Annotated in this window: 12 protein-coding genes and 1 other annotated feature; of the genes, 10 read left to right on the forward strand and 2 right to left on the reverse strand. The window is 54.9% G+C overall.

Translation table 11 applies throughout. From position 1 onward, the window contains the following. Window positions 1-82: 82 nt before the first annotated feature. Window positions 83-135, forward strand: a sequence feature (sul1 is cis-regulatory element that is thought to sense ions involved in sulfur or methionine metabolism; They are found in Alphaproteobacteria). A gap of 215 nt (window positions 136-350) precedes the next feature. The 4 genes from G6L01_RS18270 (at window position 351) to G6L01_RS18285 (ending at window position 5367) form a co-directional block, all read left to right on the forward strand. Beyond that, complete coding sequence (locus G6L01_RS18270; RefSeq protein ID WP_070163408.1) at window positions 351-1607, forward strand: cyclopropane fatty acid synthase; 1257 nt, start codon at window positions 351-353, stop codon at window positions 1605-1607. Window positions 1608-1701: 94 nt separating this feature from the next. Next, window positions 1702-3192: a SulP family inorganic anion transporter gene (locus G6L01_RS18275; RefSeq protein ID WP_070163409.1), complete on the forward strand. Its 1491-nt coding sequence runs from the start codon at window positions 1702-1704 to the stop codon at window positions 3190-3192. Between the two features lie 11 nt (window positions 3193-3203). Continuing rightward, window positions 3204-4058, forward strand: coding sequence for a universal stress protein (locus tag G6L01_RS18280; RefSeq protein ID WP_070163410.1), 855 nt, complete (start codon window positions 3204-3206; stop codon window positions 4056-4058). 106 nt (window positions 4059-4164) lie between these two features. Next, window positions 4165-5367, forward strand: a complete 1203-nt coding sequence (locus tag G6L01_RS18285; protein ID WP_070163411.1) for an MFS transporter — start codon at window positions 4165-4167, stop codon at window positions 5365-5367. Window positions 5368-5536: 169 nt separating this feature from the next. Here G6L01_RS18285 and G6L01_RS18290 read toward each other — a convergent pair whose 3' ends face one another. Further along, complete coding sequence (locus G6L01_RS18290; protein ID WP_071205614.1) at window positions 5537-7231, reverse strand: tetratricopeptide repeat protein; 1695 nt, start codon at window positions 7229-7231, stop codon at window positions 5537-5539. A 486-nt stretch (window positions 7232-7717) separates the two neighbouring features. After that, window positions 7718-8353 carry a TetR/AcrR family transcriptional regulator gene (locus tag G6L01_RS18295; protein WP_234891901.1) on the reverse strand — a complete coding sequence of 212 codons (636 nt, stop codon included), beginning with the start codon at window positions 8351-8353 and terminating at the stop codon, window positions 7718-7720. A 377-nt stretch (window positions 8354-8730) separates the two neighbouring features. Between G6L01_RS18295 and G6L01_RS18300 the strand changes: the two genes are divergently transcribed. From G6L01_RS18300 to G6L01_RS18325, 6 genes are all read left to right on the forward strand, one after another. Beyond that, a complete protein-coding gene (locus tag G6L01_RS18300) occupies window positions 8731-10035 on the forward strand; it encodes an acyl-CoA dehydrogenase family protein (protein ID WP_070163515.1) in 1305 nt (434 codons plus the stop codon). A 4-nt stretch (window positions 10036-10039) separates the two neighbouring features. Further along, on the forward strand, window positions 10040-10567 hold the full coding sequence (locus tag G6L01_RS18305) for a nuclear transport factor 2 family protein (RefSeq protein WP_070163414.1): 528 nt from the start codon (window positions 10040-10042) through the stop codon (window positions 10565-10567). Between the two features lie 447 nt (window positions 10568-11014). Then, on the forward strand, window positions 11015-12385 hold the full coding sequence (locus G6L01_RS18310; RefSeq protein WP_070163415.1) for an MFS transporter: 1371 nt from the start codon (window positions 11015-11017) through the stop codon (window positions 12383-12385). 113 nt (window positions 12386-12498) lie between these two features. Beyond that, a complete protein-coding gene (locus G6L01_RS18315; protein ID WP_070163416.1) occupies window positions 12499-13017 on the forward strand; it encodes a flavin reductase family protein in 519 nt (172 codons plus the stop codon). A 43-nt stretch (window positions 13018-13060) separates the two neighbouring features. Then, window positions 13061-13960 carry a VOC family protein gene (locus tag G6L01_RS18320; protein WP_012653509.1) on the forward strand — a complete coding sequence of 300 codons (900 nt, stop codon included), beginning with the start codon at window positions 13061-13063 and terminating at the stop codon, window positions 13958-13960. Window positions 13961-14160: 200 nt separating this feature from the next. Next, window positions 14161-14445, forward strand: a complete 285-nt coding sequence (locus G6L01_RS18325) for a hypothetical protein (protein ID WP_070163417.1) — start codon at window positions 14161-14163, stop codon at window positions 14443-14445. Window positions 14446-14552 lie beyond the last annotated feature (107 nt).

Here is a 14552-nt window from a genome sequence, read left to right on the forward strand (position 1 = left end):
GTTAGCATGCCTGCTCGTGGCGTCAAAAACAACACATATGTGTCTTGCAATCCGCAAGATTTTGTAGCAGTAATTTCCCTGCATCGGACTCGTTTTGACGAGTGGCTTCTCCGGGCGCCTATCCCCCGGCCACAGTTAACTCACTAACGTCATTTTAGGCGTGATGAGCTATCCGTTGATTAAACCCATGAAAATGAAAATTTCTTGATATCTGTTGGGATCGATAGCCGTCTCTACAGAGCGGCTTGATCATGTCTAACGTTATCAGTCTGCGCTGATCAGCCCGTATAGGGGTTTTCAGTTCTCTGGCGCATGTTTTCAGGGTACGACGACGCATTTCAGGATATTGAATGTCTTCGTTTTTCACTCGTTTCATGTCTCACCACATCAAGGTGGGCAACCTCATTGTCATCACCTGCGATGGTCAACATACGCGTATCGGAGACGAAAGCGGCAAGCCGATCGTTATCCGTTTCGCAGACCGCGCAACCCAATGCTACATTATGTTCAATCCAGAGCTCGCGCTTGGCGAGGCGTTTATGGATGGCAAGTTGCGCATTGAGCAAGGCACCCTCTATGAACTGCTTGAACTGGTATTTCAGAACACGGGCGTGGATCGTCTGACGGGCGTCGCCCGATTTATGCGCCGGTTCACGCGCTTGAAACGGCGTATCCAGCAATATAATCCGGTCGGGCGCTCAAAGAGCAATGTGGCGCACCATTACGACCTCGATGGCTCGCTCTATCGGTTATTTCTCGATTCAGACAGCCAGTATTCCTGTGCTTATTTCGAGGGGCGGGGCAGTTCGCTGGAAGAAGCGCAGCTTGCTAAAAAACGGCATCTGGCTGCCAAGCTGTTGATCGAGCCGGAGCATCGTGTTCTCGATATCGGATCAGGATGGGGTGGACTTGGGCTCTATCTGTCCGAGATGACCCAGGCGGACGTCACGGGCGTCACGTTGTCGCAACATCAGCATGCAATTTCGAATGGTCGTGCCAAGGACATTGCATCCTCGCGTCGGCCTCGATTTTTGCTGCAAGATTATCGGGATATCAAGCAACAATTCGACCGGATCGTTTCCGTCGGCATGTTTGAACATGTCGGGATTGGCCATTTCGATGAGTTTTTTGCGAAAATCCGGGCTTTGCTCAAGCCTGACGGGGTGATGCTTTTGCATTCCATCGGCGTATTCGATGGGCCCTCCCATACCAATCCCTGGATACAGAAATACATCTTTCCAGGCGGCTATATTCCATCTCTTTCGGAAGTGCTGGCGGCAATCGAACGGCAAGGGCTGGTGGTCTGCGATATCGAGATATTGCGCCTGCACTATGCCGAAACCTTGAAAGCTTGGCGCGAGCGGTTCCTGGCCCGGCGGGACGAAGCGGTGGCCCTTTATGACGAGCGGTTTGCCCGCATGTGGGAATTTTATCTCGCGTCATCGGAGACCGCATTTCGGTATCAAGGGATGATGGTTTTTCAAATTCAGCTGGCGCGCGATCAGTCGGCAGCTCCTCTGCGGCGCGATTATATTCATGCCGCTGAAAGCCGCCTGCGGGAGCTGGAGATCTGCAAGCCCGTTCCGTTGAGCCATGTCGCGGAATAGGCGCGGTCATTCATCCATTCATCATCACAGCTGCAGGGCATTCAGCGCCCTGCTCAAGATTGGCCGGACTATTTTGCGGTCAGGAGAAATATCATTGTCTAGCAATAGTTTACATCAAGCTCGAACAGAGTGGTTCGGCAATATCAAAGGCGATGCGCTGGCTGGCGTCGTTGTGGCCCTGGCGCTTATCCCAGAAGCCATCGCCTTTTCCATCATCGCTGGCGTCGACCCCAAGGTTGGCCTTTATGCGTCCTTCTCCATTTCGGTGCTGATCGCGTTTGTGGGTGGCAGGCCCGGGATGATCTCTGCCGCGACCGCCGCCACCGCCGTGTTGATGATCACGCTGGCCAAAACACACGGCGTCGAATATCTGCTGGCCGCCACCATATTGGCCGGCGTCATCCAGATTATCGCCGGTCTGCTGAAACTCGGCCGCCTGATGCGTTTCGTGTCGAAGTCCGTTATGACGGGCTTTGTCAATGCATTGGCAATATTGATCTTTATGGCCCAGTTGCCGGAGCTGGTCCATGTCCCCGCGCTGACCTATGTCCTGGTGGTTGCGGGTTTGGCAATCATATATCTGTTCCCTTATGTGACGAAGGCCATTCCGTCGCCTCTCGTCTGTATTGTGATATTGACGGCGATTTCGATCTATTTCGGGTTGGACATTCGAACTGTCGGCGACATGGGTGAGTTGCCCTCGACATTGCCGGTCCTGCTCCTTCCCAATATCCCTCTGAGTATTGAAACCTTTCTGATCATTCTGCCCTATTCTGCGGCAGTTGCCGTTGTCGGCCTGCTCGAAACGCTGATGACCGCTGCCATTGTTGATGAGCTGACGGATACGCCGAGCAACAAGAACCGCGAATGCATCGGCCAGGGCGTTGCCAATACGATAACCGGGTTTTTGGGGGGCATGGCAGGCTGCGCGATGATCGGCCAGTCGATGATCAATGTGAAATCCGGTGGGCGCGGCAGATTGTCGAGTTTGTGCGCCGGTGTTTTCCTGCTGTTCATGATTCTCGTGCTTGGGCAATGGGTGCGTCAAATTCCCATGGCCGCCCTTGTGGCGATCATGATCATGGTTTCTATCGGCACCTTTTCCTGGTCATCGATCCGCAATCTGAAGGATCACCCGCGCTCATCCTCCTTCGTGATGATCGCGACGGTGATCGGCGTCGTCGCCACCCATAATCTGGCCGTCGGTGTCCTGGTTGGCGTGCTGTTATCGGCGGTTTTCTTCGCCTGGAAAATCGCCCAGATATTCCAGATAACCTCGATCCTCTCACCGGATGGCAAAACGCGCACTTACAAGGTCGAAGGTCAAATCTTCTTCGCCTCCGTCGAGGATTTCAACCAGGCATTCGAATTCAAGGAAGCCTTGGAGAATATCATCATCGACGTATCCCACGCCCATATCTGGGACATATCCAGTGTCGCGGCACTGGATATGATCGTGCTGAAATTCCGCAGAGAGGGAGCCGAGGTGTCTATCCTCGGACTGAACCGGGCAAGCGAGACAATCGTTGACAAGCTCGCAATTCACGACAAGCCCGGCGCTATGGAACGCCTTATGGGGCATTGAGGGAGACAATCATGATCAAGATCATAGGACTGATAGACGGTTCGATATATGCCCAGAGCGTCTGCGATCATATCGCATGGATTGCCGGCCGATCCGAGGTGTCCGTGGACATTCTGCACGTCATTGGCCGTCGCGACCTTTCCACGGAGCCGGTCAATCTCAGCGGCAATATCGGCTTGGGCGCCCGAACGGCGCTTCTGGCGGAACTGGCGGAACTGGACGCGCAAAAAGCAAGAACCGCCCAACACCGTGGACGGCTTTTGCTGGAAGACGCAAAGGCGCGCCTTCAAGCCATGGGGATCGATAGCGTCAACACCATGCTGCGCAATGGCGATCTGGCTGAAACCCTGCAAGAGCTGGAGGAAAGCGCCGACCTGATCGTGATTGGCAAGCGTGGCGAAGGCGCCGATTTTGCGCAATTGCACCTTGGCTCGAATCTCGAACGGGTAGTCCGCTCCAGTCACAAGATGATCGCCATCGCATCACGTGCCTTCAAGCCGATCCACAAAGTGCTGATCGCCTATGACGGCGGCGCAATGGCGATGAAGGCGGTTGACTATATATCAGGAAATCTGATGTTTGCCGGGCTCTCTATCAAACTGGTGACGGTGGGGGATGATACGCCGGAAGCCCGTCAAGCCCTTGCTGAAAGTAAGCTTAGGTTTACGGATGTGAGCGTGCCGGTTGAGACCGCCATCGTTGCGGGGCAACCGGATAAGGCGATTTCTGACATTGTCGAGCGTGAGGCATATGACATGCTCATGATGGGCGCCTATAGCCATTCCAGGCTGCGCACACTTTTCCTCGGGTCAACGACAACGGAAATGATCAGGGCCTGCAAAGTGCCTGTGTTGATTTTCCGCTGATCTCGAATCGAACACTCTCTTCTGTGCGGTTTTTAAAACGCACAGCGCTGTCATGTAACATGCAGGAATTCTGGCTTGCGCCATTGTCCTTGCTTGAAAGTCCAGAATGATCAAAAACTATTGGGAATTTTCCAGCCGCAATTGGCAGCATCTGACATTTGGCGCAATGCTTCTGGCCATTTCCAGCTTCGGCCAAACCTATTTCATTTCGATCTCGGGGGCGCATTTTCGCGAGGCTTTTCGTTTAAGCGACGGCGGCTTGGGAACTGTCTATGCAATAGGCACGTTTTTAAGCGCCCTGACCCTCACCTGGGCTGGACGCCTGATCGATTATACAACGGTAAGAGCGTTCAGTTGGGCCGTGGCCGTTCTGCTGGCTTGCGCATGTGGACTGGTGTCGTTCAGTCCCAATATCTATATGCTCCTGCTTGCATTCTACCTGCTGCGGCTGGGCGGCCAGGGTTTGATGGTTCATACGGCGCTGACTGCTACAGCCCGCACGTTTCCAGCAGATGCGGGTAAAGCGCTCGGCATAATCGCTCTGGGCATGTCTGTCGCGCAGGCAATTTTTCCACTGGCCGGAGTGACGATGAACGACATGTTCGGTTGGCGTGCATCCTGGGCTATCAACGCGCTCTTTGTCATCGCCGGTGTCGGCGTAGCACTCACGGTCTTGCCAAGGGCGGGCGATCGGCCTTTGCGTCAGCGCCAGCCCAAAGGACAGGCTTCAACCGAGCCCCGGCAAACATCCCTGTTGATCAACCGACGGTTGCTGATGACACTGCCAGCTGTTCTGGCAAGCCCCTTCATCGTCACTGGCTTCTTCTTCCATCAAGGCCGTCTGGCCGAGCAGAAACATTGGGACATCGCATGGCTCGCTGCCGGATTTGTGGTCTTTGCCATTGTACAGGCGGTGTCCGTCGTGGTGATTGGTCCCGTCATCGACCGTTTTGGGACGAAGCGAATTCTGCCGTATTTTCTGTTGCCGCAAGCCATTGGAATGCTTGCGCTAGGATTGCTTTCATCGTCATGGGTTGCGCTGGTCTATATGGTTCTGATGGGCATATCCTCTGCCTTCGGGTCCACGCTTGCCACCGCCCTTTGGGTCGAGCTTTTTGGAGCCACTGAGTTGGCGCGAGTTCGCTCTGCGGTCGAAGCCGGATCCGTTATAGCAAGCGGGGCTTCACCTGTTATCATGGGATTGCTGATTGATGCCGGCTTTCCTTTGTCTTGGCAGGCACTGGTTTGCTGTGTCTACACAGTGCTCGCCTCCATTATCGCAATCGGCGTGCAGCGTGTGAAAGTCTGATCGAAAGGATTTTTATATCATGGGGTTGTGTATCATTGACGTCTGCTTGAACATGGATCTTGGTGGAATGCGCCAGTGAGAGGGGCACAGTGCTATTGCCCCGTCGCAGCATGACCGTGTTCCTGTGGTTGATAGTTGCTCACACGGCTCTGTTGCCGAGATCCTGGGCTTAATGTGCCAGCTCCATCTGGTGTTGAATTTTTGAAAAGCGGCTGTCACTCCGAATGGGATCGAAAACGGCATTTGCCAGAAACAGCCCTGGTGTGCCTCTTCGTGTTACCGCTAGCTCCAAAGCGCTAATGGCTTCATCGCGAGCGCCGAGCCCGAGATGGATCATCGCTTCCGCATGCACAGCCTGGCCTCGCAGATTCGGTGACTGCTTCACTCTGGAAAGAAGACGACCCGCCTCTGATATTTCGCCTGAAAGTCCATAGGCAAGTCCTAGCAGCCCACAGGCCGTGGCATCTTCGGTCATGATGTGTGAGGCAGCGGTAAATTCTTCAATAGCGCTATCAATCTGACCCATATTGAGCTTGGCCTCTCCATAGGTAAGTCGTAACTTAACAAAGCCGGGTTCGGCTTCAAGTGCGTCGCGTGCGACTTTCGCCGCCTCCCTGAAACGGCGGGCTGCATTCAGGGTCAGCGCATAGACATTGGCGACCATGGGAGAATAAGGATCGAGATTGATCGCTTCCTCCGCTATTTGCAGCGCAGAAACGATCTGTCCGCTTTGCAGATAGGTCAATGCAAGCAATATGTAGGGCGAAGGATCGAGCGGGGTGATGGCGATGGCCCGGCGGCACGCGCGTTCGGTCTGGGGCCAATCATAGGCGTAGCTCGAAGCCCAACCCAAGATCAGCCAGACGTCGCTCAGGTTGCCATTCAGCGACAAAGCGCTGTGGGCAGAGGCGGCCAGCTTGGGCATCACCCTGGATATCGATCCTGGCGCAAGCGATAAAAACTGTCCTAATGCTCCAATAAGCCTGCGGTGAGACAATTGATCCAAGGGGTCGTCGGAGATGATTTGTTCGTAGCGCAAGACGGCGGCCCGCAGCTCAATCAATCGCTCACGCCGGTTGATGTGGGAACCGCGCAGAAGCTGGTCAAGAAACCGGTTCTCGTCAGAATCGCCTGGTATGTCCACGGACTGACCCGCGACGTTGCGTGACAGCGAATCTGAAACCATTTCGCCGATGGCATTGGCTATCAAGGTGGGAGAGGGTCTCTCGGAATTGCGTGGGAAGGAAAACGTTTTGCTTGCCTGAACCAGGCCATCCAGATCGACCATTGTCGTCACGATCCTGATCCATTGCTCATCTGAGCGAATGGCGCACCGTAACTCCAGCTCTGATCGACTCGCTCCGCCGGGAAGAACCGGGATTATTGAAGAAAGCTTGAAAAGGCTGCTGGCAATCTCCTCGAGTAGCCGCCGCGCCAGATGCTGCTCGCTCTCTCCCGCATTGGGTTCGCAGTCCAGATGAATGCCAATCCGGCGCGGAAACTCTTTTATTTCCGCCATGGGCAAGGACGGCTGGGAGGAGAAGATCGGCACGAGTGAGCGGGGCATGAAGGCCACCCTCACGACATCGAAGCGCCCCTCATTTTCGTAGTAGCTTTGCAATCGGTTGCGAAGGCGCCAGGCTTCGGTCCGGACACATGTATCGATCCGCGGATCGAAATGCTCATCTTTGCCAAATACGTCCTGGGCGATCCCATGTTCGCCAATGGCATTTGCGCGACCTGAGAGCGCCTCCTCGACAAGATACTGTAGCAGCTGCCGGGAGCGCTTTGCCGTTGCGAACGTATTGCCGTTACAGAGCTGATCCACAGCCTTGCGGATCTGTCCCGGTGTCGGGCTTGCCAATTCTGTGTCTGCCGTGACCGCCCTTGGCGCAGCGTCACGAGATGATACGCAGATGATCGAAGTCGCACTTGTATTCTTTTCCACCCGGTCTCCTCCCCGTGCTTGTATGCGAATATACTGCTCCCAATCATTCGATAGGCTGATTAAACCTCCCACAACCTTTGATGTCGAATGTAACAGAATTTCCGCGTTTCATTATAACGCAGAAACTTTCTAAATCTTTGTTTTTATAAATTTCTAGACGTAAAGGCGCGCGCGACTTTTCCTCGAATTGCTCCAGTGGTCTCACTTCGACATTTGATTCCGTTCGCGGCACACTCCAGATTGCCACAGTTGGCCTAGCAAATGTCAAGTTCATTCGATGAGAACGACATGATCATCTTTTTGATAATACAGTTATCGGCTTGTGGAAAGCCCGGTGGGCAGCAAGCACGATTTGTGGATGCCGGTCGACTGCTGATGCTGATAGAAACCCGCGCCCGGCTTTTATCGTCTGATTGGATAGAGATAGAGCGGGGGTAGGTTTACGGCCTTGGTGTCGCTGTCTTTCGGTCCTATGCCATCGAAGAAGATGCGGACGATGAGGCCAATATGGGCTGCGAGTATTTCGTCCGAGGGCCGGAAGTTTGCGACGAGGATGTCGAACTGAGTTCCCGGTGCGGTCATGCGCACCAGCAATGTGGCATAGCGTTCAGGATCTTCAACGACATAGCCGCGCGTGGCGGCAACTTTCACGATGAGCGAGGCAATGATGCGGATCACGTCAGGCATATCTGACTGGACCTGCTCAGACATGGCTTGCAGTTCGCTGCGTCGGTCGATTTCTGCAATGAGAACCCGGAAATAGGCGGTCAGCTCGGGGGCGGATGCGGCCTTGACGACTTCAAGCAGCACGCTTGTCAGTTGCTCCAGGGGATCTGCGACGGATCGACTTTCTACAACGCTACCGAGGTCCAGCGCGAAATCGGAGGCGGCATGGGTCATGACAGCGTGAAATAATTCAAGCTTGTCGGAAAAATGCGCATAGACAGTCGTCTTTGAAACGCCGGCCTTGGCGGCCACCGCATCCATAGAGGTTCTCTCATATCCATTGGCCAAAAGCAGATCGACGGCAGCGGCCATGATCAACTCTCGTTTTGATCTAGAATTCTTGTTTCGTGGATGAGGCATACCTCAGCTCCTACATTAGCGCCGCGGTCCATTCAAGGCCTCAAGGAGGCATGTCACTGGCGTGGCGCGTGATCTCTGTCTAAAAAGTGGGGCAATCAAAGGCTTAGTTTCTTAACCTTCCTTCACAAAAGCGCAATCTCCGAGGCCTTGCAAAAAATCAATTGACACAACTGTACTGTACCGTTTAGAACAGTATCACGTCTTGGAAATATGGAGGTAATTCAAGGATGTCAGCACTTTCTAGTGACTTGTCGCTTATGCCCGGCCTGCCGCCCGCACCAAGTGGGCAGCCCGCTCCAGGGATGCCACCCGTGCCCGGTTTGCCGCCCATGTCTGGCCTTCCCCCAATGCCGCCCGCAGTGCCTGCAGCTCCTGTCGAGTCGAAATGGCTGACCGATAAGGGTCGTGATATCCGCGATAAGGCCCGAGCGCTTATTCCACTTATTCGGGAGCAGGCTCGCGAAGGCGAGAAGATTGGCGCCTTGACGCCGGATGTTCTGAAGGCGCTCAGCGATATCGGTATCTACAAGATGGCCATGCCTGCGGAATGGGGCGGCTATGCCCTTGGTGCGCGGGATCTGGTCGAGATTATCGCCACCCTGGGCGAAGCTGATGGATCGGCTGGATGGACTGGCTTCGTCGCTGTCGGGGTCAAGAACCTGCTGGCGCTTGATCATGAGGTTGTTAAAGAAGTTCTTGAAGATACGCGGGATTGGGCTGGCCCTACCGTTGTCGGTGCCTCCGTTTTTGCGACAAAAGTTGGAGAGAGCCGCAAGGTTGAAGGCGGTTGGATGATCAAAGGCCGTTGGGCATTTGGTAGCGGGTGCAAGCATGCCAAATGGGCGATGTTGGGGATAGAGTATGATCCCAAGGTTGCTGGTGGCACTGGACGCGGCGTTGTCGTCGTTGACCGCTCAAAATATGAGATTTTGGACGATTGGCACGTTATGGGCCTGTCTGGCAGCGCCAGCAATAGTATTGCCATTGCCGAAGAAGTCTTTGTGCCCGATCACCGGTTTCTTGACCTGAGCCAATATCCTCTGCGGTTCCAGCAGTTGCATGAGCGCTATCAGGGCTTTGGATATCAGCAGCGTGGGCTTGCCAATCTGGCTACCGTGTCCTTGTGTGATATGTCGATTGCGCTCGGTATGGCGCGTGGGGCACTTTCGTGTTTTGCGGAGCAGGCCAAGAAGCGTCCGCCTTTTTCACTTCCGTATCCGACAATCTCGGACATGGCGTCGGCGCAAGTGGCGGCCGGCAAGGCGCTTGCCATGATCAAGGTCGCCCAGGCGACAATCGAGAGCTATGCAGACCAGGTCGATGCCAGGACGGCGGAGGGTCAAGATTTTACGCATGACGAGGATTCAGAAATCAGCTTGACCCTCGCTTACGTTGCAAGCCTTTGCGAGGACGCCATTAACCTGCTGCAGAAGACGCTTGGGTCATCGACCATGTCGCTCAGCAACCCTATCCAGCGCTTTGTCCGTGACGTTCGTGTACTGGCATCCCACGGTGCCGTTCGGCTTGATCCTCAAGCGGAGGTGAATGGTCGGCGTCTCCTGGGCATTACACCTTTCCCAATGTTTGCCGGTGCCGTGCCGGAACGCGTTAATCTGGAAGCGAAGGGGTCTTAAGTATATGAGCGATTTCACGATCATTGACGGTGTCGCTCATATTCACGAGCCGAAACTTTATGAAACCTGGCTGGACAGGGAGGATTACATTGCGGCCGTGTCGGCATCGCCGTCACCGGAAGTTGCTGCAACAAAGCGCCTTCTCGTTGATTTTCAGGTCGACCTTGCCAAGATGGTGCGCGCCAATGCGGTTGAAGAGAATGTCGTCGATGTCATGACGAAATATGTCGATAACGACTATATTCAACATGATCCGAATGCGAACGGTAATGGACTGGCTAATCTGATTGAATATTTCAAAAAAGTGCCGGTGGGTAGAGGTCCAGCGCCTCCGGTCGTCAGCGTCGTCGTCGAAGGGGAGTTGGGCTCTGTGATGATGAAGCATCCGATGCCTGATCCCACCGCTCCGGGTAAAACTTACGACTGGTATATTCTGACCGTTTTTCGGGTGAGGAATGGAAAGTTGCTTGAGCATTGGAGTGCTTTCCAGAAAATGGGCGCACCCATGATACCGCCAAAGCCCCCACACTAAAGTCTGTCAGGTTGATTTGAGCCAGGCAGTTGTTTGAGCTCTTTGTAGAGTTTGTCTTTCAGGACGCCAGTTTCCATTGGCGACCTCTGTTGAGTGTTGCGTGTGATAAGGCACGCAAACTTAATCCAGCATGCATAGCCCTGCATAATTTGCACCAAGGCTTCGGTTCCAGCAATTGTGCAGGGCGCGCTCTAGACTGATGAAATCAGCAGGTTTGCTCACTCTCGTGAACACATGTCGCGAGTGTGTTTGATCGAACCCATTTGGCGCTAAGTCCACCGCACCGTCCCGCGCTGGCTGGGATGAGCTCGTCGGCTGAGCTGCCCGATAATCTCTTATTGATAGGAAACAGACAGCCGCAATCGTCGAAAATAAAACCAGCGCCGAGCCCCGTCTTTGGAGGAGGGATCGCCAGGCGTCTGCATTAGAAAAAGGGGCATATGTTCCATGGAACAGGCGCAAATTTCGACTATTTCACCTTTCGAGGGAAATACATTACGAGCATATTTCACAAGTTTGGTTGGTGCGCCCAGGAAAGCCAGGATGGCTTTGATTGGATGCCTGATCTTGATGGTCATTAGTCCTGCCGGTCTTTCGGCTATGACACCTTTCGTGATTGCAGCCTTCTCAGCGGAGACCCATCGGGCGCAGTCCGATGCGCTGCTGATTTTTGTTGCGCTGCCGTTGCTGCTCTCCCCGCTGATCCTGCCGCTCGCTGGCGCCTGGGTAGATCGGTGGGGGGCAAGAGCAGTTGCTATACCCGCAGTCATTTTATACGCCATTACAACCGCGATGATCCCGCTGGTCAGCGGAACGATCTGGATCTTGACCCCCATGATCATCCTGGCCGCATTATTCGGCTTCATGTCCAGCCTAGCCGTGATTTTCAAAATCATCACATGCTGGTTTCCGGAGCATCGGGGGATCGGATTTGCACTGGTTGGGGTGCTTTCAAGCTTCGCCAATGCGCTCTTTTCTCCCTTGTTCCAGTGGTTGATTTATGGAGCGACGAACGGGGATGGGTCGGCTTCGGGCCTCCACCAACTGGGCGGCATCGGTTGGAGCGGTTCCTACTTCGTCGTCGCAGCAACCATCGCCGTGCTTGGCATTCCCTCAGCGCTTTTTCTCATCTCTGAGCCCGCCAAGCCGTCTGGTTCCAAACGCCTGCCCATGCCGGGTTCCCCACTGGATTTAGAGAATGCAGCCGGAATACCACTCAAGACGGCGATCAGGACCAAGGCCTGGATATTCATCACGCTTTTTCTTGCGATCACCGCCGCAGGTCCGATGACTGTCCGACAGAACTCCGTCGATTTCTTCCAGCAACGTGGTTTTGATCTCAACGACATCGCATTTTCGCAATCTGTTTTGTTCGTGGCTTCGGTTGTCGGTCTTTTTCTTGGCGGCATGATCCTTGATCGCAGCAGACGCCCTTGGGTGATCGCGCCCCTGCTTGCCATGGTTCCGATCGGCTTAACCATTGCCTATTTCAATCACGGTTCGGTTTTCCTGCTCTATGTGGCAATGAGCTCTCTCGGATTTGCGACGGGTGCGGAATCTGCGCTCGGCCCCTTCCTGGTTGCCCGTTATTTCGGACCCAAAGCCTTTGCTCAAATTCAAGGTTTGACACTGGCAATCTGCTCACTGTCCTTCGGTCTGACGCCATTCCTGACCAGCGCAATGGCGACTGCGGCTGGTAGCTATTTCGTCCCGTTTGCCATTCTGACCGGACTGACAGTGGTTGCCGTTGCACTGGGCGCTCTTTTGCCGAACTACCCACCAGAATGGCCGACCGGGGCGGAAGTTTCCGGAAAGTAACCAACGCCAGGGGGAGGGCTGCGATGATCCGGTATCGCACCGCAAAAGCCGGATGAGGCCGCTCCCGATACAGCCCTTCCCATGATTGGCGACACAATAACGAGAGGTATCCTATGTTGAACCAAGCACGAGCCTCCGCTGAGCAACTCAGCCCTCACGACCAGGCGGAGTTTCGCCGCGCGCTGGGTCACTACCCTACCGGCGTCTGCATTGTGACCGCACACCATGACAATAAGCCGATTGGCATGACAATTGGCTCCTTCACGTCGGTGTCCCTGGACCCACCGCTTGTTGGTTTCTTGCCTGCGCATAGCTCGCAAACCTGGCCGTTGATCGCGAAATCTGGCGCATTCTGCGTGAATATCCTGGCCGATGATCAATCCGACCTTCCGGGGCGGTTTGCGAAACGGGATGCCGATCGCTTTCAGGATATTGCGCACAGCCGTTCCAGCCTTGACCTGCCGGTTTTCGACGGCGTTGTCGCCTGGATCGACTGCACCCTGCATAGCGCGCATGAGGCGGGAGATCATCTCTTCGTCATGGGCAATGTGCTCACACTGAGTGTGGTCCGGGATCGCCCACCCTTGCTGTTCTGCCGTGGCGCTTTCGGTGGTTTTGCGGCCGGAACCTGATGTGAAAATGCCTGGCACTTGATGTGAAATAGAAGGAACGAAAATGACCTATTTAATTCGGCAGATGGGACATGTTGTCATCTCTTCGCCTGATCCGCTTGGTGCGGCCAAAGATATTTGTGACGTGGTTGGTCTTCGGATCACGGAGCAGGATGGTGATACGGTCTATCTCTCCAGCAACGACCGCCATCACGAACTCACCTACATCAAGGGCGATGGTAAGGCCGTGGCCTGCGGCCTGGAAGCTGTCAGCGCCGACGCCGTGGATGAGGTGAAGCGACGCGCTCTGTCCGACGGGTTGACCGTCCTCGACGACAAGCCGCTTGGAAAACACTATGACAAGGCCGTGCGGATCGTTGCCCCAGGGGGGGCGATTTTCGAGGTGCATACGCCGATCGCCCGTAATCAACCGCGGCGGTATAATTATTCGACGCCCGGTGCCAGACCCCGCCGGATCGAGCACATCAACGCTTTCGCGCCCGATACTCATGCCTTCGGCGAGTTCTGCGCAAAGGTGCTGGGTATGAAGCTCTCGGACATGACAGGCGAGGACGGTTTGCGGTGGTACCGCGCCGAAGACGGTTTCCATCACACGATTGCGATGGGGCCGGGTGAAAGTGGGCTGCACCATTATGCCTTTGATCTCCACTCGCTTGAAGATCTCGCGGCAATTGCTGACAATCTGACCCTTAAGGACCGGGCGATGGTTTGGGGGCCGGGCCGTCACGGGGCCGGAGGCAATATCTTCACCTATTATGCCGACCCGCATGGTTGCCTGGTGGAAAATTCCATCGAGCTTGACCGCATCGACAATGACGCGACCTACGAGCCACGGACCTGGGATATCTCGGAGGGTCTGGCAGGACGCTGGCTCAATCTCTGGGGCACGCCTCCCACACCCGGTTTCCTGCGTCCCGGCATAGCCTTTGATCCTAAGGTCTGATCGGGCAGCGCGAGGGACGATCGATTGGCAGCCGCGGTCGGGAAACAAGAGGCCTATACATTTTGCCGTTACCCGGCTCGGCGATGGATTTTCTTGGGGCTTGTGTTGAGGAGCACGGTATCCGAGAGACGACCTATCATCATGCTGTGACTTAATATTGCTGCTGACAATGCTGGTCCGGAAACCTCGGATAGCAGCTTTTGAGTAAATTCTTCCCCGCTATTCGGGGAGGGGTGGCGGATCAACCGGCTCAGATGGTCGATCCGATCGAGGAGAAGCGTGCGCTGGGAGGCCGCACGCGACATTTAAAAGAAGAGGAGGAGGAAGCCTTGAAACAAGGAACCATGACGCATGCCGTCGCCAATCCTGGGAAGAAGAGTGACTTCGATCACAGTGACCATGCTTTACAAATGCACGGGACCTTGTGTTTGAACGTTATTCGCTCCTGCTTGGAGTGTACGAAAAGGCGCTACGTTTCAGCCTGATGTTTGCCGGCCGAAACAGCAGAGGCATCGTAACCACACCCGCCGCGCTGGCGTTGGTCAAAAGACGGCCAGCCTTTCGGCGTCCTGTGTCTCATCTTTCATAAGCA

This window comes from Agrobacterium vitis, assembly GCF_013337045.2.
GTDB lineage: Bacteria > Pseudomonadota > Alphaproteobacteria > Rhizobiales > Rhizobiaceae > Allorhizobium > Allorhizobium vitis_B.

Coding starts and splice junctions, on each gene's coding strand:
- G6L01_RS18305 (WP_070163414.1), top strand. CDS start 10,040: ATGAGCGATTTCACGATCATTGACGGTGTCGCTCATATTCACGAGCCG.
- G6L01_RS18280 (WP_070163410.1), top strand. CDS start 3,204: ATGATCAAGATCATAGGACTGATAGACGGTTCGATATATGCCCAGAGC.
- G6L01_RS18315 (WP_070163416.1), top strand. CDS start 12,499: ATGTTGAACCAAGCACGAGCCTCCGCTGAGCAACTCAGCCCTCACGAC.
- G6L01_RS18295 (WP_234891901.1), bottom strand. CDS start 8,353: ATGGCCGCTGCCGTCGATCTGCTTTTGGCCAATGGATATGAGAGAACC.
- G6L01_RS18300 (WP_070163515.1), top strand. CDS start 8,731: ATGTCTGGCCTTCCCCCAATGCCGCCCGCAGTGCCTGCAGCTCCTGTC.
- G6L01_RS18285 (WP_070163411.1), top strand. CDS start 4,165: ATGATCAAAAACTATTGGGAATTTTCCAGCCGCAATTGGCAGCATCTG.
- G6L01_RS18270 (WP_070163408.1), top strand. CDS start 351: ATGTCTTCGTTTTTCACTCGTTTCATGTCTCACCACATCAAGGTGGGC.
- G6L01_RS18310 (WP_070163415.1), top strand. CDS start 11,015: ATGGAACAGGCGCAAATTTCGACTATTTCACCTTTCGAGGGAAATACA.
- G6L01_RS18320 (WP_012653509.1), top strand. CDS start 13,061: ATGACCTATTTAATTCGGCAGATGGGACATGTTGTCATCTCTTCGCCT.